Origin of the sequence: Streptomyces sp. NPDC005303, from assembly GCF_040607335.1 — a bacterium.
Classification (GTDB): domain Bacteria; phylum Actinomycetota; class Actinomycetes; order Streptomycetales; family Streptomycetaceae; genus Streptomyces.
In genome coordinates this window covers 334,026-352,069 of record NZ_JBEXGM010000001.1, presented here as the reverse complement: position 1 = coordinate 352,069, position 18,044 = coordinate 334,026, and the positions used below count along the sequence as shown (strand labels likewise).

Sequence of the window (18,044 nt, the reverse complement as noted above, 5' to 3'; positions counted from 1 at the left end):
CCCGCAAAGAGGGGATTCCAGATATCAGAGCTCAAACACATGACCGTTTACGGCACAGCGCTTCATGACTTCGGTTCAAAGGTGCGAGCGAGTGTCTGCCATGTGTCCTTGCGCAGCTCAGTGCCCCAGTTCGCGGCTTTCGCGGTGTACATCAAGGCATATCCGAGATGGTCGTTGACGACGAATCCACGGTCGATCGTCCGGTACTTCGTCCCGCCATCCACATAGGTGAACTCCCAGTCGGCCGCGTTCCAGCTCCGGTAGCCCACCTTCTCTATTCGGATCTTGGTGTACTGCGAGCGGCGCATGCCCCGCTCCTGGTTCTCCCAGTCCGCCACCGGGTCGCCCTTGGGCGTGCTGGTCCAGGCGACGAGCAGCTTCTGCCCGTCGGGCCCGGTGAACCGGTCGCCCGCGGAGCTGCTGGTCTGGAACTTCCACCCCTCGGGCAGCCCGATCGAGTACCCCTGGCTCCCCTTGTGCGTCGAGGCCACCGCACCGTCGCCGGTGGAGCCCCCCGAACCGGAGGACCCTTCCGAACTACGGCCGCTCTCCTCCGTACTCGGCGTGTTCGCGGACCCCGCACCCGCCTCCGACGACGCGGATCCGGTGGCGGACCCGCCGCTGCGGGTGCTCCCGCTCTCGTCCTCCTTGGTGTCGGCACTGGCGCTCGCGACGGCCGTCACCTTGGTGCCGCCGCCCTTCGCAGCGTCGCTGTCGTCGTCGCCACCGAGCGTGAGAGCCAGCACGGTACCGATGACCGCGAGCGCCACGACCAGCGCGATGATCACCAGCGTCCGTCGCGGCACCACGTCGGTCAGCGGCGCCCTCGGCACCGGCCTCGGCGCCAGGTCCGGCGGCGGCGTCATCACGGGCCATCCCGAACTCCGCCCGTCCGACACCGCGTCGGCCTGCTGCGTCTTCCCGTCCCGGACCCCGGCCGCCCCACTCGAAACGGACGTCGTAGCCGACGTCGAAGCCGCTGCCGTCCCGGAAGCGGCCGACGCACTCGCCGCACCCTTGTCCCGAGACGCGGAAGGCGCCGAGGTCGATGACGCAGCCGGAGAGGTCGAGGCAGCCGGCGCGGCCGAAGCCGCCGAAGACGCCTCCGAAGCCTGGGCGGGCACCTTCCCGCCGCCCCCCGAGCCCGCATCGCCCGATCCCGCCGTACCCGAACCCGCCACACCGCTCCCGGACTTGGTGCGGGAGGCGGCCGCGGACGTCGCCGCCGCCCCGGCGACCTTCCGCACGGAACGCAGCGCCCCGCGCAGCCGCTCCCCGCCCGCACGCTCCTGCGGCTGCGCCGGCAACGGCACCACCCGCGTCGCGTCAGCCGCCGGCTCCGGCTCGGCCTCCTTGGGCTGGGGCGCGTGGATCACCGCGGTGAGCATGGCCCGCGCGCGACTGTCGTCGAGCCGCTGGGCGGGGTCCTTGGTGAGCAGGCCGTAGATGACGTCCCGCAGCGGGCCCGCGTGCTTCGGCTCCTCCAGCGGCTCGGTCATCACCGCCGTGAGCGTGGCGATCGCGGAGCCCTTGTCGTACGGCGGGGCGCCCTCGACCGCCGCGTACAGCAGCCCGCCGAGCGACCACAGGTCGGCCGCGGGTCCCGGCTTGTGCCCGCGGGCCCGCTCCGGGGAGATGTAGGAGGGGGCCCCGACGAGCATGCCCGTGGAGGTGATGGACGGGTCGCCCTCGACCTGGGCGATGCCGAAGTCGGTGAGCACGACCCGGCCGTCCTCGGAGATCAGCACGTTGGACGGCTTCACGTCCCGGTGCAGGATGCCCTGGCGGTGCGCGGACCTGAGCACGTCGAGGATCGCGAGGCCCACCTCCGCCGCGCGCTTGGGCTCCAGCAGCCCGTCCTCCCGGATGACCTCGGCGAGCGACTTGCCCTCGACGAGTTCCATCACGATCCACGGCCGGTCGTCCTCGTCGACCACGTCGTACACGGTCACCGCGCTGGTGTTGCGGATCCGCGCGATCGCCTTGGCCTCCCGCAGCGTGCGCGTGATCAGCCGGCGCTTCTCGTCATCGTCGATGCTGGACGGGAACCGGAGTTCCTTGACGGCCACCGTCCTGTCCAGGGTCTCGTCCTCGGCGCGCCACACCGTGCCCATGCCTCCGCGGCCGAGCACTCCTCCCAGCCGGTACCGCCCGGCGAGGAGACGGCCGTTCTCGTCCTGCCGGGATGTTCCCGCCCGCTCCGCGTCCGACATGCGTCCCCTCATGAACCCGCCCTGACAGAGCCTCCATTGTCCCTCACCCGACAAGTGCCCGACGCCCAGGGTGCCCGTGGCTCCACCTCGCCCGCGGCACGGCCCGCCGAGGTCGGCACAGAGGTCCCGTGGGCCCACGGTCCCCCTCAACACACAGTTCCCGCCCGCTTACAGCTGCGTCACCGCCGCAGGCTCCGACCGCCGTCGCCCCCCTCGACGCACAGTTCCCAACCGCTCACAGAACCGTCGCCCCGGGGACTCCGACCACCCTCGACCCCGCTCGGCACACAAGCCCCTCCCCCCCTCACGGAACCGTCCCCCTCAGAGACTCCAACCGCCCTGGCCCCCCTGAACTCACCCAGCCCAGCAAGCCCCGAGCACCCACCCGGCGCCCCGGCCTCCGGCACCCCGGCACGCGCCTCCTCGTGGACCGGGTGCGGATTCCGCTCCGCGACCCTGCATGATGGCCCTGACAAGGGAGGATCCGCGATGCCGCCACTTCGGGCACTACTGGCCTCCCTGGTGTCCGTCGCGCTGTTCGCCCTGGCCCCGGCCGCCTCCCCGGCCCCCTCGGCTCCGCCCACAGACGCGCTCCTTCCGCTGCTCGTGGCGCAGGGCGGTGCTCCCGCCGCGGCGCTCCTGGCCCGGGAACAGAGCGGGACCCGTTACGCCGAGGCGGGTCCGGGAATCGGTCGCGCCGACCACTTCCGCGCCGGCAGCATCACCAAGACCTTCATCGCGACGGTCGTCCTCCAACTGGCCGCGGAACACCGGCTGAAGCTGTCCGACACGGTGGAGCAGCACCTGCCCGGCCTGGTGCGTGGAGCGGGCAACGACGGCCGCGCGCTGACCCTGCGCGCCCTGCTCACCCACACCAGCGGCCTGAACGACTTCACCGCGGACACCCGGGGCCTGGTTCCCCTCGCTCCTGTTCAAGCCGTCCGTATCGCGCTCACCCACCCTCCGGCCGATCCCGGCCGCTACTCGTACTCGAACACCAACTACGTCCTGCTCGGCATGGTGATTCAGCAGGTCACCGGCGACTCCTACGCCGCCGAGGCCGAGCGGCGGATCATCGTCCCGCTGCGCCTGACGGGCACCTCCTTCCCTGGCTCGCGCACCTCCCTCCCCTCCCCGCACGGCCGTGCGTACACCGCCGACGGGTCCGACGTCACCGCACTCGACCCGCGGGTGGCCGGGGCCGCGGGCGAGCTGGTGAGCACCCTCGCCGACCTGGACCGCTTCTACGCGGCACTCCTCGGCGGCCGGCTGCTGTCCCCGTACTGGCTGCACGAGATGACGGACACCCGCACCGCACACGGCCTGTACGGCATGGGGCTGTTCCCGGTGAAGCTGCCGTGCGGCACGACGGTGTGGGGGCACAACGGCCGCATCACCGGCAGCTACGTGCGCACCGCAGCCACGGTCGGCGGCCGTCGCGTCCTCACCTTCCGCGTGAACACGACGTCGGTCGCAGACCCCGACCTCGAACCGGCCCTGCTCGCCGCCGAGTTCTGCCCCCGCACCCCGTAGAACGACCCGGTTCCGAACGAAGATCCCAGCTCACGACACTCGTTCGAGTGATGTCGGCCGACCTCGCGTCCGGGGCACTACAACGGCGCGATGTCCGGCGCCCCCAACCGCGCCGCGTCCGCCGTCAGGTCGTCCGGCTGCCGCTGCGACTCCCGCTCCGCCTCAACCCGCTTCTCGTAGTGCTCGACCTCGCGCTCGATCTGGTCCTTGTCCCAGCCCAGTACCGGCGCCATCAGCTCGGCGGCCTCACGGGCCGAGCGCACCCCCCGGTCGAAGGTCTCGATGGAGATCCGGGTGCGCCGGGTCAGCACGTCGTCCAGATGCCGCGCGCCCTCGTGCGAGGCCGCGTAGACGACCTCGGCGCGCAGATAGTCGTCGGCGGCCTGCAGCGGCTCGCCCAGCGTGGCGTCCGAGGCGATGAGGTCGAGGACCTCCTCCGCAAGGCTGCCGTACCGATTCAGCAGATGTTCGACCCGGACGACATGGAGCCCGGTCCGCGCCGCGATCCGCGCCCGCGCGTTCCACAGTGCCCGGTACCCCTCGGCGCCCAGCAGCGGCACGTCCTCCGTGACGCATTCGGCGACCCGGGCGTCGAGGCCGTGCACCGCCTCGTCCACGGCGTCCTTGGCCATCACCCGGTAGGTCGTGTACTTGCCGCCCGCCACGACGACGAGTCCCGGTACCGGATGCGCCACGGTGTGCTCGCGCGAGAGCTTGCTGGTGGCGTCCGACTCACCGGCGAGCAGGGGCCGAAGGCCCGCGTACACGCCCTGGACGTCGTCCCGGGTCAGCGGCACCGCGAGCACCGAGTTCACGTGCTCCAGCAGGTAGTCGATGTCCGCGCTGGAGGCGGCCGGGTGGGCCTTGTCGAGGTCCCAGTCGGTGTCGGTGGTGCCGATGATCCAGTGCCGCCCCCAGGGGATGACGAACAGCACGGACTTCTCGGTGCGCAGGATCAGCCCGGTCGAGGAGTGGATGCGGTCCTTGGGCACGACGAGGTGGATGCCCTTGGAGGCTCGGACGTGGAACTGCCCCCGCTCGCCGACCATCGCCTGGGTGTCGTCGGTCCACACCCCGGTCGCGTTGACCACCTGCTTGGCGCGGATCTCGTACTCCCCGCCCGCCTCGACGTCCTGCACCCGGGCCCCGACCACCCGCTCGCCCTCGCGCAGGAACCCGGTCACCCGCGCGCGGTTGGCGGTCTTGGCGCCGTAGGCGGTGGCCGTACGCACGAGGGTGGCCACGAAGCGGGCGTCGTCCATCTGGGCGTCGTAGTACTGCAACGCCCCGACCAGCGCGTCCTTCCTCAAGGCGGGCGCGACACGCAGGGCGTGACGGTGGCTCAGGTGGCGGTGGGCGGGCAGACCCCGGCCGTGCCCCCGGGCCATCGACATGGCGTCGTAGAGCGCGACGCCCGAGCCGGCGTACCACCGCTCCCAGCCCTTGTGCTGCAAGGGGTACAGGAAGGGCACGGGCTTCACGAGATGCGGGGCGAGCCGCTCCAGCAGCAGTCCGCGCTCCTTCAGCGCCTCGCGCACGAGGGCGAAGTCGAGCATCTCCAGATAGCGCAGGCCGCCGTGGATCAGCTTGCTGGAGCGGCTGGAGGTGCCGGACGCCCAGTCACGTGCCTCGACCAGTCCCACGGACAGGCCCCGGGTCACCGCGTCGAGCGCGGTACCCGCACCGACCACGCCGGCTCCCACCACCAGGATGTCCAGTTCGCGCTCGGCCATTGCTGCGAGTGACTCGGCGCGCTGCGCCGGCCCCAGTGTCGCTGTCCTCACCACTGCTGCCTCCAGCTGTCGGTCGCACCGGTCACCGTCGCGGGCCGGATCTTCCTTGAGGAGTGGCCCCGTCCGCATCCCCCATGCCCAAATTCTGACCGGGTTGCCCGGCTTCAGCCACCAGTCACCCTCAGCCTGTGGATAACTTTCACCGCCGCGTAGGCCAAAGCTCACAACCCCACAGGAAGACACACGGAATCAATCCCGTATATCGGTCATATTTACTCCTAGTCTGACATTGCGCTAGCTCGTCCAGTCCACAGGGCTTGCGCACCTGTCCCGCTTCGGTTACTGGGAAGGACGGCCCACGCCATGCCCGCAGATCTCGCCGTGATCGGACTCGGTCCCTACGGACTGCCCCTGGCCCAGGCCGCTGTCGCCGCCGGCATCTCCACCCTCGGCTACCGCACCGGCCCCGAGGCCGGCTCCCTCAGCCCCGCCGAAATGCGCCGGATGCTCTCGGGGGGTTTCCGGACGGCCGCGGGCCCGGCCGAACTCGGCCGCGTCCGTACGGCGGTCATCTGCGCACCGACCCCGGCGGGCCCGGACGGCGGTCTGGACCTGAGCCAGGTGGAGGCGGCGGCCCACACTCTGAGCACACACCTGCGCCCGCACACCACCGTCATCCTGGAGTCCCCCGTGCCGCCGGGCACCACCGAGGACTTCCTGCGCCCGCTCCTCGAAAAGGGCTCGGGCCTACGGGCGGGCCGCGACTTCCACCTCGCCTACGCCCCCACCCGCGTGGAACCCGGCAACCGGGACTTCACGCCCGCCACCACCCCCAAGGTGATCGGCGGCCTCACCCCCGCGTGCACGGAATCGGCCGCGGCCTTCTACTCGCGCCTCACCGACAAGGTGGTACGCGCGCGTGGCCCGCGCGAGGCGGAGACGGTCCAGCTCCTGGAGACCAACTTCCGCCACGTCAACATCGCCCTGGTCAACGAGATGGCCGTCCTCTGCCACGACCTCGGCGTCGACCTCTGGGACGTCATCCGCTGCGCGGAGACCAAGCCCTTCGGCTTCCAGGCCTTCCGCCCCGGCCCCGGCGTCGGCGGCCACGCGGCCCCCCGGGACTTCAGCGGCGCCGGCCGCTCCCTGCGCATGGTCGAACTCGCCCGGCAGGTCAACGACCAGATGCCCCGTTACGTCGTCCAGCGCGGCGCGGCCCTCCTCAACGAGCACGGCAAGTCCGCCCGCGGCGCCCGGGTCCTCCTCCTCGGCGTCACCTACAAGCCCGACCTCGCCGACCAGCAGGGCACGCCCGCCCAGGAGGTCGCCGTACGCCTGATGGAACTCGGCGCCTCCGTCAGCTACCACGACCCCCACATCCCGTCCTGGAGCGTCCTGGACCGTCCTGTCCCCCGCGCGGACTCCCTCTACGAGGCGGCGGCCGACGCGGACCTGACGATCCTGCTCCAGCACCACCGCACGTACGACCTCCAGGGCCTGTCGGTGAAGGCCCAGCTGTTGCTGGACACTCGGGGGGCCACACCGACGGGAGCGGCGCACCGCCTCTGACGTCAAAACGCCGGTGGCTCTGTCGGACCCACCTGTTAATCTCCCCTCACTCGTCGCACAGTCGTGCGCACGCTTCTCTGCTTCACCATTCCGCTCGTTCCATCCCGTGGGGGGGATTTCTGTCATGAGCCAGTCAGCTCCACCGCCTGCCCAGCCGCCGACCCAGCCGCAGGCCCAGCCCGAGCCGGTCGACGGCAACCCGTACGCGCAGAAGTCGGCCGACGGCGCCCCGCCCGCCCCGCAGCCGGGGTCCGTACCCCCGCCTCCGGCACCAGGGGTCCCGTACGTCCCCGCCCCCGCTCCGGTGCGCAACAACCTCGGCCTCGGTCTGGTGGCCGCCTTCGGCGCCGCCGTGGTCGCCGGCGGTGTCTACGGCGCGATCATCGGCCTGACCAAGCACGAGATCGGCTGGGCGGCGGTCGGCGTCGGCTTCCTGGTCGGCCTCGCCGCAGGGCGCCTCGGTGGCCGCAACCCCGTGCTGCCGGTCGCGAGCGCGGTCCTGTCGCTGGGCTCCGTCTACATCGGCCAGCTGGTGGGCGAGGCCGTGATCGCCGCCAAGGAGACCCCGCTGAGCTTCAGCGAACTCTTCTTCCAGCACTTCGACGTCCTCCAGGAGGCCTGGAAGGCGGACGCCGACCCGCTGACGTTCGTGTTCTTCGCGATCGCCGCGTACGTCGCCTTCACCGGCGCCAAGAAGGCGGCGCTCTGACGCTGCCGGTACCCGACGAAGGGGCGGCGCATCGGATGTGAAGGGGGGCGCGTGGGTGTGGCGGGCTCCGGGGCTGGTGGCCCCCACCAGCCCTTTCGGGCACGCAAAAGGCCGGCCGCCCCACCCGGGACGACCGGCCCTCAAGCCGCCGTAAGCCCTGACTATCGCTTGTGCTGCGAGTCCGCCACCGTCACCTCGACGCGCTGGAACTCCTTCAGCTCGCTGTACCCGGTCGTGGCCATCGCCCGCCGCAGCGCGCCGAAGAAGTTCATCGAGCCGTCCGGGATGTGCGACGGACCCGCCAGGACCTCCTCTATGGTGCCGACCGTGCCGAGGTCGACCTTCTTGCCGCGCGGCAGCTCCTCGTTGACGGCCTCCATGCCCCAGTGGTGGCCGCGACCCGGCGCGTCCGTGGCACGGGCCAGCGGGGAGCCCATCATCACGGCGTCCGCGCCACAGGCGATCGCCTTGGGGAGGTCGCCGGACCAGCCGACACCGCCGTCGGCGATCACGTGCACGTACCGGCCGCCGGACTCGTCCATGTAGTCACGCCGGGCCGCGGCCACGTCGGCCACCGCGGTGGCCATCGGGACCTGGATGCCCAGTACGTTCCTCGTCGTGTGCGCCGCGCCGCCGCCGAAGCCGACCAGGACGCCCGCCGCGCCGGTGCGCATCAGATGCAGGGCCGCGGTGTACGTGGCGCAGCCGCCGACGATCACCGGGACGTCGAGCTCGTAGATGAACTGCTTCAGGTTCAGCGGCTCGTGCGAGCCCGACACGTGCTCCGCCGAGACCGTCGTACCGCGGATGACGAAGATGTCCACGCCCGCGTCCACGACGGCCTTGGAGAACTGGGCCGTGCGCTGCGGGGAGAGCGCCGCCGCCGTGATCACGCCCGAGTCGCGCACCTCCTTGATGCGCTGCCCGATCAGCTCCTCCTTGATGGGGGCGGAGTAGATCTCCTGGAGGCGCCGGGTCGCGGCGTCCAGGTCCAGCCCGACGATCTCGTCGAGCAGCGGCTGGGGGTCCTCGTACCGGGTCCACAGGCCCTCGAGGTTCAGCACGCCCAGGCCGCCGAGCTCGCCGATGCGGATCGCGGTGGCCGGGGAGACGACCGAGTCCATGGGGGCGGCCAGGAACGGCAGCTCGAAGCGGTAGGCGTCGATCTGCCAGGCGATCGAGACCTCCTTCGGGTCGCGCGTACGACGGCTGGGGACGACGGCGATGTCGTCGAAGGCGTACGCCCGGCGGCCGCGCTTGCCGCGCCCGATCTCGATCTCAGTCACGATGTGTGGCCTTTCCCTGATGCGTTGCAGCGCCTTCCAGTATCCCCGACGGGTACGCCGAGGGCGGCCCCGGATGCCCCGGGACCGCCCTCACGCGCGCGTGGTCTTCAGTGAAGGCTCACTTACGGCTGTAGTTCGGCGCCTCGACCGTCATCTGGATGTCGTGCGGGTGCGACTCCTTCAGACCCGCCGAGGTGATCCGCACGAAGCGGCCCTTGGACTCCATCTCGTCGATGGTGGCCGCGCCCACGTAGCCCATGGTCTGGCGCAGGCCGCCGACGAGCTGGTGCAGGACGCTGGAGAGCGGGCCGCGGTAGGGCACCTGGCCCTCGATGCCCTCGGGGACGAGCTTGTCGTCGGAGCCGACCTCGGCCTGGAAGTAGCGGTCCTTCGAGTACGACTTGCCCTGGCCACGGGACTGCATGGCACCGAGCGAGCCCATGCCGCGGTACGACTTGAACTGCTTGCCGTTGATGAACTGCAGCTCGCCCGGCGACTCCTCGCAGCCCGCGAGCAACGAGCCCAGCATCACGGTGTCGGCGCCCGCGGCGAGCGCCTTGCCGATGTCGCCGGAGTACTGCAGGCCGCCGTCGCCGATCAGCGGGATGCCCGCGGGACGGGCGGCGAGGGATGCCTCGTAGATGGCGGTGACCTGCGGGACGCCGATGCCGGCGACCACACGGGTGGTGCAGATCGAGCCGGGGCCCACGCCCACCTTGATGCCGTCGACACCGGCGTCGATCAGCGCCTGGGCTCCGTCGCGGGTGGCGACGTTGCCGCCGATCACGTCGACGTCGACGCTCGACTTGATCTTCGCCATCCAGCTGAGGGCGTTGCTGTTGTGGCCGTGCGAGGTGTCGACGACCAGGAAGTCCACGCCGGCCGCGGCGAGCGCCTGGGCGCGCTCCAGGGCCTCGGGGCTGGCACCGACGGCGGCACCGACGAGCAGGCGGCCCTCGGAGTCCTTGGCGGCGTTCGGGTACTTCTCCGCCTTGACGAAGTCCTTGACGGTGATCAGGCCCTTGAGGACGCCCGCCTCGTCGACGAGGGGAAGCTTCTCGATCTTGTGGCGGCGCAGCAGTTCCATGGCGTCGGTGCCGGAGATGCCGACCTGGCCGGTGACCAGCGGCATCGGCGTCATGACCTCGCGCACCTGACGGCTGCGGTCCGACTCGAAGGCCATGTCACGGTTGGTGACGATGCCGAGGAGCTTGCCGGCCGGGTCGGTGACCGGGACGCCGCTGATGCGGAACTTGGCGCACAGCGCGTCGGCCTCGGCGAGGGTCGCCTCCGGGTGCACGGTGATCGGGTCGGTGACCATGCCGGACTCGGACCGCTTGACCAGGTCGACCTGGTTCACCTGGTCCTCGACGGAGAGGTTGCGGTGCAGCACGCCGACGCCGCCGAGGCGGGCCATGGCGATGGCCATGCGGGACTCGGTCACCTTGTCCATGGCGGCCGAGAGCAGCGGGATGTTGACCCGGACGTTGCGGGAGATGCGGGACGAGGTGTCGACCGCGTTGGGGAGCACCTCGGACGCTCCCGGCAGCAGCAGCACGTCGTCGTAGGTGAGCCCGAGCGTCGCGAATTTGTCGGGCACTCCGTCGACGTTTGCAGTCATGACACCTTCCCCAAATGGCCTTGATCGGTGCGGATGTCCATGCTAACGGGAAGCAAGGGTGGCGAATTCCATGGATTCCATGGAACCCACGGTTGGGCCCCGCTCCGGGCTTCGTATGTTCGTACGGAACCGGCGCCTCGCCCGTTCAGGAGCGCGTGCCTTACTGCTCGGCCAGCGCTCGCAGTCTGCTCAGCGCCCGGTGCTGGGCCACACGAACCGCACCGGGTGACATTCCCAACATCTGACCCGTCTCCTCCGCCGTCAACCCCACGGCGATGCGCAGCAGGAGCAGCTCGCGCTGGTTCTCGGGGAGGTTGGCCAGGAGTTTCTTGGCCCACTCGGCGTCGCTGCTGAGCAGCGCCCGCTCCTCCGGGCCGAGCGAGTCGTCCGGCCGCTCGGGCATCTCGTCCGAGGGGACGGCCGTGGAACCGGGGTGGCGCATCGCGGCGCGCTGCAGGTCGGCGACCTTGTGCGCGGCGATGGCGAACACGAACGCCTCGAAGGGGCGCCCGGTGTCGCGGTAGCGCGGCAGGGCGAGGAGGACGGCTACGCAGACCTCCTGCGCGAGGTCCTCCACGAAGTGCCGGGCGTCGCCCGGGAGACGGGACAGCCGGGTGCGGCAGTAGCGCAGGGCCAGTGGGTGGACATGGGCGAGCAGGTCGTGCGTGGCCTGCTCGTCCCCTTCCACGGCACTGTGGACGAGCGCACCGATCGCCCCATGGGGATGAGCCGCCTCGTCGTCACGCATCGGTCCATGGTGCCCTGGCGTCGTTGGATCCGTGACATCGCGCTGGTTGTTGTGCACCGAAGCGTTATGAGCAGGTGCGCCGGAACCCATACCCTGCGCCCTCCCCTTCCGCTCGACCGAATCGTCCCCGAGAGACTCCACATCTCAAGGATGCGGCATCCGCCACGAAACAAGCAGCGGGGCGTCGAAAGGACGGCTCTACCGCGCCCCGTCAGGGGCGCGGGGAACTGCGCGACCAGCCACGAACAACCCGCAGACCTGCTACGACCTCACGCGGAACGCTCAGCGCACCAGACCCCAACGGAATCCGAGAGCGACAGCATGCGCCCGGTCCGAAGCCCCGAGCTTCTTGAACAACCGCCGCGCGTGCGTCTTGACGGTGTCCTCGGACAGGAACAGCTCGCGCCCGATCTCCGCGTTGGACCGCCCGTGGCTCATCCCTTCGAGCACCTGGATCTCACGCGCGGTGAGCGTCGGCGCCGCGCCCATCTCCGCCGACCGCAGCCGGCGCGGGGCGAGCCGCCAGGTCGGGTCGGCGAGCGCCTGCGTCACCGTGGCGCGCAACTCCGCGCGCGAGGCATCCTTGTGGAGGTAGCCGCGCGCACCGGCGGCGACCGCGAGAGCGACCCCGTCGAGGTCCTCCGCGACCGTGAGCATGATGATGCGCGCACCGGGGTCCGCGGACAGCAGCCGCCGCACGGTCTCGACGCCGCCCAGACCGGGCATGCGTACGTCCATCAGAATCAGGTCCGAACGGTCCGCGCCCCAGCGGCGGAGGACTTCCTCGCCGTTGGCCGCGGTCGTCACGCGCTCGACGCCGGGCACGGTCGCGACCGCGCGGCGCAGCGCCTCTCGGGCAAGCGGGGAGTCGTCGCAGACGAGGACGGATGTCATGGCCGCCCTCCGCAGCTGATGCACGTCACCTTGAGCCTCCAGGCTGGTACGAAATCGTCACCTGTGCGGTCGACCGTCTCGGACGCCTGCCCGAGCACTTCTTGCTTCAACCGCCTCCGCACTCTCAACGACGGTCACCCGAAAGAGTTACGGGGCTGCGCACTGTCTTCGGCACTCTACGTGAGGGCGCGGACACGGTGCAGACATGCACGACGGACCCACAACGTTTCATCACAACCCATGCCCCATTCAGACCATTTTCTTCCCATTTCCTGGTGTCTGAGGCTAGATTCGCAATGAGTCATATTTTCATCTCCTTAGATCGTAGATGTACGGTCGTGGACACCGTATCCGCCCAGAACGGCTACAAGGGGTCACGCAATGGCAGATTTCTCCCGCCTTCCCGGACCGAACGCGGACCTGTGGGACTGGCAGCTCCTGGCCGCCTGTCGCGGGGTGGACAGCTCGCTCTTCTTCCATCCGGAGGGCGAGCGCGGTGCGGCGAGGAGCGCTCGCGAGAACTCGGCCAAGGAGGTCTGCATGAGGTGCCCGGTGCGCGCGCAGTGTGCGGCGCACGCGCTGGCGGTGAGAGAGCCGTACGGCGTGTGGGGCGGGCTGACCGAGGACGAGCGCGAGGAGCTCATGGGGCGGGCGCGGCACCGGCTGGTGTCGGCGTCAGCCGTCGGGAGCGGCGCATCGAACAACTGAAGGAACGTTTCTCCTGGAAGGGCACGCGCGTGCCTGCCCTTCCCTGTGTCCGGGGGGCTACCGCTCGGCAGCGCGGGCCAGCTGCTCCAGCGTCGCCGCCACCGCGGGCACCTGCGCCAGGTCGGGCAGGGTGAGCGCGACGATCTCCCGCCGGACCGCCGGTTCCAGCGCCACCGTGCGCGCACCCCGTGGCCGTACGGACTCGACGGCCAGCTGGGGCAGGACGGCGACGCCGAGGCCGGCGCCCACCAGGCCGACGACGGCCGGGTAGTCGTCGGTGGCGAAGTCGATGCGGGGCGTGAAGCCGGCCCCCTCGCACACCTCGACCAACTGGCTTCGGCAGCGCGGGCATCCGGCGATCCACGACTCCCCGGCGAGCTCCCCGATGGCCACGGACCCCGCGCGCGCGAGCCGGTGCCGCTCCGGTACGAGGGCGACGAGCCGGTCGCTCAGCAGGGGCCGCACGACGAGGTCGTCCCACTCGTCACCCCCGACGGCCCCCTCGTACCGGAAGGCGAGCGCGATGTCGCAGTCGCCCTCCCTCAGCAGGCCGACGGAGTGCGGGGGTTCGGCCTCCTCCAGGGAGACCCGGGTGCCGGGGTGAGCGGCGCGCAGGGCGGCGAGCGCGGTGGGGACGAGGGTGGAGCTGCCGCTGGGGAAGGAGACGAGCCGGACGCGCCCGGCCCGCAGCCCGGCAATGGCGGCGACCTCCTCCTCCGCCGCTGTGAGCCCCGCCAGGATGCCGGCGGCGTGGCGCACCAGGGCCTGCCCCGCCTCGGTCAGGCGCATCTCGCGTCCGCTGCGGATGAGCAACGGCGTGCCGACGGACGTCTCCAGGGCCTTCATCTGCTGACTGACGGCGGGCTGGGTGCAGCCCAGTTCGCGCCCGGCGGCGGAGAAGGAGCCGGTGGACGCGACGGCACGCAGGACTCGGAGATGTCGGGCCTCGATCACTTCTCAAGGATAAGCCGCGCTTTGATATGACGGCGAATAATGCGTAGCACCTTTGGGTGGTCCTCCCCTACCGTGCCGCCATGAAGCTTCTGTCGGTGAATCTGGGCAGCGAGAAGGCCGTCACGTACACGGACAACCCGGAGGGTGTCACCGGTATCGACAAGCGGCCGGTCGAGGGGCCGGTGCGGGTGGCCGCGCCCGGGCCCAAGGGCATCGGCGGCAGCGGGCTCGCCGGGGACGCGGTGTGCAAGAGGCAGCATCACGGCGGTGACGACCAGGCCGTGTACGCGATGGCGCGCGAGGACCTGGACGAGTGGGCGGACGAGCTCGGCCGCACGCTGGCCGACGGCGCGTTCGGGGAGAACCTCACCACCGAGGGCATCGACGTCTCCGGCGCGCGGATCGGCGAGCGCTGGCGGATCGGGCGCGAGGTGGTGCTGGAGGTCACCAGCGCGCGGATACCGTGCGGCACCTTCCAGGGCCACATGGGCGAGCCGCGCTGGGTGAAGCGGTTCACGCAGCAGGGGGCGCCGGGCGCGTATCTGAGGGTGATCCAGCCGGGCGAGATCCGCGCCGGGGACCCGGTCGAGATCGTGCACCGGCCGGACCACGACGTGACGGTCGCCCTGGCGTTCCGGGCGATGACCACCGAACGGCCGCTCCAGCCACGGCTGTTGGCGGCGGGCGAGGCACTCCATCCGGAGCTGCGGAAGTCGGCGCGCGAGTATGTGGAGAAGTACGGCTCCTGACGGGCCCTGGGCAGGCGGACGCTGTCGGTCCCGGTCATTAACCTTGCGCCATGACAACGGCATTGATTACGGGATCGACCGCGGGCATCGGTGCCGCGTTCGCACGACGGCTGGCGGCTGACGGGCACAACCTCGTGCTGGTGGCCCGCGACACCAAGCGGCTCCAGGACCAGGCGACCGAGCTCCACGACCGGCACGGCATCGAGGCCGAGGTCCTCACCGCCGACCTCGCCACGGACCCCGGCATCGAGGCGGTCGCCGCCCGCCTGTCCGACCGCAGGTCACCCGTCGACCTCCTCGTCAACAACGCCGGCTTCGGCAACAAGGGCCGCTATCTCGACGTCTCCATGGCCGACGAGCTGAAGATGCTCAAGGTGCACTGCGAGGCGGTGCTGCGACTGACGTCGGCGGCGTCGGAGGCGATGCGGGAGCGGGGGCGCGGAGGCGTGGTGAACGTGGCGTCGGTGGCCGCGTTCGTGCCGCGCGGGACGTACGGCGCCTCCAAGGCGTGGGTCGTGCAGTTCACCCAGGGCGCGGCGCGGGACCTGGCGGGCAGCGGGGTCCGGCTGATGGCCCTGTGCCCGGGTTTCGTGCGGACCGAGTTCCACCAGCGGGCCGGGATGGGCACGGACAACATCCCCGGCTGGATGTGGCTCGACGCGGACAAGCTGGTCGCCGCGGCCCTCACCGACCTGGCCCGCGGCAGGACGCTGTCGATCCCGGACCCGCGCTACAAGGCCCTCATGGGACTGGTGAAGGTGGCGCCGCGCGGGCTGCTGGGCGGGGTCACGTCGAGGACGGGGCGGAAGTACGGGCCGCAGTGACGGTCTCCGCCAGCGCGTGCCGTCCTGACAGCGACGGGCGGACAATGGTGCCGTGATACCGGACCCAGGGGGGCCGGAGGCGATGTCGAGATGACCTTCGTACAGCTCATCGACTGCAAGACCAGCCGATTCGACGAGATGAACCGGCTGATGGACACCTGGGTCGAGCAGACCAAGGGGAAGCGGACCGCGACGCACGCGGTGGTCGGCAAGGACCGGTCCGACGCGTCGCACTTCGTCGAGATCGTGGAGTTCCCGTCGTACGAGGAGGCGATGCGCAATTCGGGGCTGCCGGAGACCGAGCGGATCTTCCAGGGCATGGTCGCGCTGTGCGACGAGATGCCGACCTTCACCGACCTGGAGGTGGTGCGGGACGAGCAGCTGAACCCGGGCGTCGCGCGGGAGTTCTTCGAGCAGGCCGGGCGGGCCGGGACGGCGGAGCTGTTCGAGCGGTTCACCGACGACTACGTCGATCATGATCCCGCCAATCCCGGGGACCAGAGGCTCGCGGCGGCACGCGAGGAGTACGAGGGGTGGCGGCGGGCCTTCGTCTTCACCTTCCGGGTGGACGACCAGATCGCCCAGGGCGACCGGGTGTGCACCCGCTGGACCTGGGCCGGGAAGCACACCGGCGAGTTCCTGGGCATCCCGGCGAGCGGGCAGAACGTCACCATGACCGGGACCACCTGGCACCGGTTCCGGGACGGGCGGATCTGCGAGGGGTGGTGGCAGTACGACCGGGCGGGGCTGATGACACAGCTGGGGGTGCTCGGGCAGTGACCGGGTGACCCTGACCAGGCCCGCGAAGGGGAAAGCCCCCGTTCCCTCTCCGGAAGGAGAGGGAACGGGGGCTCCTTGGAGCTGTGGGCTCAGTGGGAGTGGCCGTGGCTGTGACCACCGGCGGCCGGCTCCTCCTCTTCCTTCTTCTCGACGACCAGGGTCTCGGTCGTGAGCAGGAGGGAGGCGATGGAGGCGGCGTTCTCCAGGGCGGAGCGGGTGACCTTGACCGGGTCGATGACGCCGGCCTTGACCAGGTCGCCGTACTCGCCGGTCGCGGCGTTGAAGCCCTGGCCCTTGTCGAGCTCGGCGACCTTGGAGGTGATGACGTAACCCTCCAGGCCGGCGTTCTCGGCGATCCAGCGCAGCGGCTCGACGACGGCCTTGCGGACGACGGAGACACCGGTGGCCTCGTCGCCGGTCTTGCCGAGGCCGCCCTCGAGCACCTTGGCGGCGTGGACCAGAGCGGAGCCACCACCGGAGACGATGCCCTCCTCGACCGCGGCGCGGGTCGCGGAGATGGCGTCCTCCAGACGGTGCTTCTTCTCCTTCAGCTCCACCTCGGTGGCGGCGCCGACCTTGATCACGCACACGCCGCCGGCCAGCTTCGCGAGGCGCTCCTGGAGCTTCTCGCGGTCCCAGTCGGAGTCGGTGTTCTCGATCTCGGCCTTGATCTGGGCGACGCGGCCCTGGACGGCGGAGGAGTCACCGGCGCCGTCGACGATCGTGGTGTCGTCCTTGGTGACGGTGACACGGCGGGCGGAGCCCAGCACCTCGAGGCCGACCTGGTCGAGCTTGAGGCCGACCTCCTCGGAGATGACCTCGGCGCCGGTCAGCGTCGCCATGTCCTGCAGCATCGCCTTGCGGCGGTCACCGAAGCCGGGGGCCTTGACGGCGACCGCGTTGAAGGTGCCGCGGATCTTGTTGACGACCAGGGTCGACAGGGCCTCGCCCTCGACGTCCTCGGCGATGATCAGCAGCGGCTTGGAGGCGCCCGCCTGGATGACCTTCTCGAGGAGGGGCAGCAGGTCCTGGATCGAGGAGATCTTGCCCTGGTTGATCAGGATGTACGGGTCGTCGAGGACGGCCTCCATACGCTCCTGGTCGGAGACCATGTACGGGGACAGGTAGCCCTTGTCGAAGGCCATGCCCTCGGTGAAGTCCAGCTCCAGACCGAAGGTGTTGGACTCCTCGACGGTGATGACACCGTCCTTGCCGACCTTGTCCATCGCCTCGGCGATGAGCTCGCCGACCTGGCTGTCCTGGGCGGACAGACCGGCGACGGCGGCGATGTCGGACTTCTCGTCGATCGGGCGGGCGGTCGCGAGGAGCTCCTCGGACACGGCCTTCACCGCAGCGTCGATGCCCTTCTTCAGGGCGGCCGGGGAGGCACCCGCGGCGACGTTCTTCAGGCCCTCGCGGACCAGCGCCTGGGCCAGCACGGTGGCGGTGGTGGTGCCGTCACCCGCGATGTCGTTGGTCTTGGTCGCCACCTCCTTCACCAGCTGGGCGCCGAGGTTCTCGTACGGGTCCTCGATCTCGACCTCACGGGCGATCGTGACACCGTCGTTGGTGATGGTGGGAGCGCCGAACTTCTTGTCGATGACGACGTTGCGGCCCTTGGGGCCGATCGTCACCTTGACCGTGTCGGCAAGCTTGTTGACGCCGCGCTCGAGGGCGCGACGGGCGTCCTCGTCGAACTTCAGGATCTTCGCCATGGGAGCGT

Annotated in this window: 15 protein-coding genes; 7 read left to right on the top strand and 8 right to left on the bottom strand. The window is 70.7% G+C overall.

Going from position 1 to position 18,044, the window contains the following annotated elements:
• Positions 1-62: 62 nt before the first annotated feature.
• On the bottom strand, positions 63-2,213 hold the full coding sequence (locus tag ABZT93_RS01740) for a serine/threonine-protein kinase (RefSeq protein WP_356098396.1): 2,151 nt from the start codon (positions 2,211-2,213) through the stop codon (positions 63-65).
• Between the two features lie 489 nt (positions 2,214-2,702).
• Here ABZT93_RS01740 and ABZT93_RS01735 point away from each other — a divergent pair, with 489 nt between their 5' ends.
• On the top strand, positions 2,703-3,746 hold the full coding sequence (locus tag ABZT93_RS01735; protein WP_356097318.1) for a serine hydrolase domain-containing protein: 1,044 nt from the start codon (positions 2,703-2,705) through the stop codon (positions 3,744-3,746).
• Between the two features lie 77 nt (positions 3,747-3,823).
• Here the strand turns inward: ABZT93_RS01735 and ABZT93_RS01730 are convergent, their stop codons facing one another.
• Complete coding sequence (locus ABZT93_RS01730; RefSeq protein WP_356097315.1) at positions 3,824-5,530, bottom strand: glycerol-3-phosphate dehydrogenase/oxidase; 1,707 nt, start codon at positions 5,528-5,530, stop codon at positions 3,824-3,826.
• Positions 5,531-5,842: 312 nt separating this feature from the next.
• Between ABZT93_RS01730 and ABZT93_RS01725 the strand changes: the two genes are divergently transcribed.
• Positions 5,843-7,048 carry a nucleotide sugar dehydrogenase gene (locus ABZT93_RS01725; protein WP_356097312.1) on the top strand — a complete coding sequence of 402 codons (1,206 nt, stop codon included), beginning with the start codon at positions 5,843-5,845 and terminating at the stop codon, positions 7,046-7,048.
• Positions 7,049-7,172: 124 nt separating this feature from the next.
• Positions 7,173-7,757, top strand: coding sequence for a hypothetical protein (locus tag ABZT93_RS01720; RefSeq protein ID WP_356097309.1), 585 nt, complete (start codon positions 7,173-7,175; stop codon positions 7,755-7,757).
• A 161-nt stretch (positions 7,758-7,918) separates the two neighbouring features.
• Here the strand turns inward: ABZT93_RS01720 and ABZT93_RS01715 are convergent, their stop codons facing one another.
• The 4 genes from ABZT93_RS01715 to ABZT93_RS01700 all read right to left on the bottom strand — a co-directional run bounded on the left by ABZT93_RS01715 (position 7,919) and on the right by ABZT93_RS01700 (position 12,306).
• Positions 7,919-9,043, bottom strand: coding sequence for a GuaB3 family IMP dehydrogenase-related protein (locus ABZT93_RS01715; protein ID WP_356097306.1), 1,125 nt, complete (start codon positions 9,041-9,043; stop codon positions 7,919-7,921).
• A 118-nt stretch (positions 9,044-9,161) separates the two neighbouring features.
• Positions 9,162-10,664 (bottom strand): IMP dehydrogenase, encoded by a 1,503-nt coding sequence (gene guaB, locus ABZT93_RS01710; protein ID WP_356097303.1) that lies wholly within the window; start codon positions 10,662-10,664, stop codon positions 9,162-9,164.
• A gap of 160 nt (positions 10,665-10,824) precedes the next feature.
• Complete coding sequence (locus ABZT93_RS01705) at positions 10,825-11,412, bottom strand: sigma-70 family RNA polymerase sigma factor (protein WP_007384137.1); 588 nt, start codon at positions 11,410-11,412, stop codon at positions 10,825-10,827.
• A gap of 282 nt (positions 11,413-11,694) precedes the next feature.
• Complete coding sequence (locus tag ABZT93_RS01700; protein ID WP_003948568.1) at positions 11,695-12,306, bottom strand: response regulator transcription factor; 612 nt, start codon at positions 12,304-12,306, stop codon at positions 11,695-11,697.
• A gap of 381 nt (positions 12,307-12,687) precedes the next feature.
• Between ABZT93_RS01700 and ABZT93_RS01695 the strand changes: the two genes are divergently transcribed.
• The gene (locus ABZT93_RS01695) at positions 12,688-13,014 is read left to right on the top strand and encodes a WhiB family transcriptional regulator (protein WP_356097300.1); all 327 of its coding nucleotides are present in this window, start codon (positions 12,688-12,690) and stop codon (positions 13,012-13,014) included.
• A 57-nt stretch (positions 13,015-13,071) separates the two neighbouring features.
• Here the strand turns inward: ABZT93_RS01695 and ABZT93_RS01690 are convergent, their stop codons facing one another.
• The gene (locus tag ABZT93_RS01690) at positions 13,072-13,968 is read right to left on the bottom strand and encodes a LysR family transcriptional regulator (RefSeq protein WP_356097297.1); all 897 of its coding nucleotides are present in this window, start codon (positions 13,966-13,968) and stop codon (positions 13,072-13,074) included.
• 80 nt (positions 13,969-14,048) lie between these two features.
• On the opposite strand from ABZT93_RS01690, the gene ABZT93_RS01685 reads away from it, so the two are divergent.
• From ABZT93_RS01685 to ABZT93_RS01675, 3 genes are all read left to right on the top strand, one after another.
• A complete protein-coding gene (locus ABZT93_RS01685; RefSeq protein WP_356097294.1) occupies positions 14,049-14,717 on the top strand; it encodes an MOSC domain-containing protein in 669 nt (222 codons plus the stop codon).
• Between the two features lie 50 nt (positions 14,718-14,767).
• The gene (locus tag ABZT93_RS01680) at positions 14,768-15,541 is read left to right on the top strand and encodes an SDR family oxidoreductase (protein ID WP_356097291.1); all 774 of its coding nucleotides are present in this window, start codon (positions 14,768-14,770) and stop codon (positions 15,539-15,541) included.
• A gap of 90 nt (positions 15,542-15,631) precedes the next feature.
• The gene (locus ABZT93_RS01675; RefSeq protein WP_356097288.1) at positions 15,632-16,321 is read left to right on the top strand and encodes an ester cyclase; all 690 of its coding nucleotides are present in this window, start codon (positions 15,632-15,634) and stop codon (positions 16,319-16,321) included.
• 89 nt (positions 16,322-16,410) lie between these two features.
• On the opposite strand, the gene groL is transcribed toward ABZT93_RS01675, so the two are convergent.
• Positions 16,411-18,036 (bottom strand): chaperonin GroEL, encoded by a 1,626-nt coding sequence (groL, locus tag ABZT93_RS01670; RefSeq protein WP_356097285.1) that lies wholly within the window; start codon positions 18,034-18,036, stop codon positions 16,411-16,413.
• Positions 18,037-18,044 lie beyond the last annotated feature (8 nt).

Excerpts from the sequence above, each read along its gene's own strand:
- ABZT93_RS01740 (WP_356098396.1), bottom strand. The coding sequence starts at position 2,213 with ATGTCGGACGCGGAGCGGGCGGGAACATCCCGGCAGGACGAGAACGGC.
- ABZT93_RS01735 (WP_356097318.1), top strand. The coding sequence starts at position 2,703 with ATGCCGCCACTTCGGGCACTACTGGCCTCCCTGGTGTCCGTCGCGCTG.
- ABZT93_RS01725 (WP_356097312.1), top strand. The coding sequence starts at position 5,843 with ATGCCCGCAGATCTCGCCGTGATCGGACTCGGTCCCTACGGACTGCCC.
- ABZT93_RS01720 (WP_356097309.1), top strand. The coding sequence starts at position 7,173 with ATGAGCCAGTCAGCTCCACCGCCTGCCCAGCCGCCGACCCAGCCGCAG.
- guaB (WP_356097303.1), bottom strand. The coding sequence starts at position 10,664 with ATGACTGCAAACGTCGACGGAGTGCCCGACAAATTCGCGACGCTCGGG.
- ABZT93_RS01705 (WP_007384137.1), bottom strand. The coding sequence starts at position 11,412 with ATGCGTGACGACGAGGCGGCTCATCCCCATGGGGCGATCGGTGCGCTC.
- ABZT93_RS01700 (WP_003948568.1), bottom strand. The coding sequence starts at position 12,306 with ATGACATCCGTCCTCGTCTGCGACGACTCCCCGCTTGCCCGAGAGGCG.
- ABZT93_RS01695 (WP_356097300.1), top strand. The coding sequence starts at position 12,688 with ATGGCAGATTTCTCCCGCCTTCCCGGACCGAACGCGGACCTGTGGGAC.
- ABZT93_RS01685 (WP_356097294.1), top strand. The coding sequence starts at position 14,049 with ATGAAGCTTCTGTCGGTGAATCTGGGCAGCGAGAAGGCCGTCACGTAC.
- ABZT93_RS01680 (WP_356097291.1), top strand. The coding sequence starts at position 14,768 with ATGACAACGGCATTGATTACGGGATCGACCGCGGGCATCGGTGCCGCG.
- ABZT93_RS01675 (WP_356097288.1), top strand. The coding sequence starts at position 15,632 with ATGACCTTCGTACAGCTCATCGACTGCAAGACCAGCCGATTCGACGAG.
- groL (WP_356097285.1), bottom strand. The coding sequence starts at position 18,036 with ATGGCGAAGATCCTGAAGTTCGACGAGGACGCCCGTCGCGCCCTCGAG.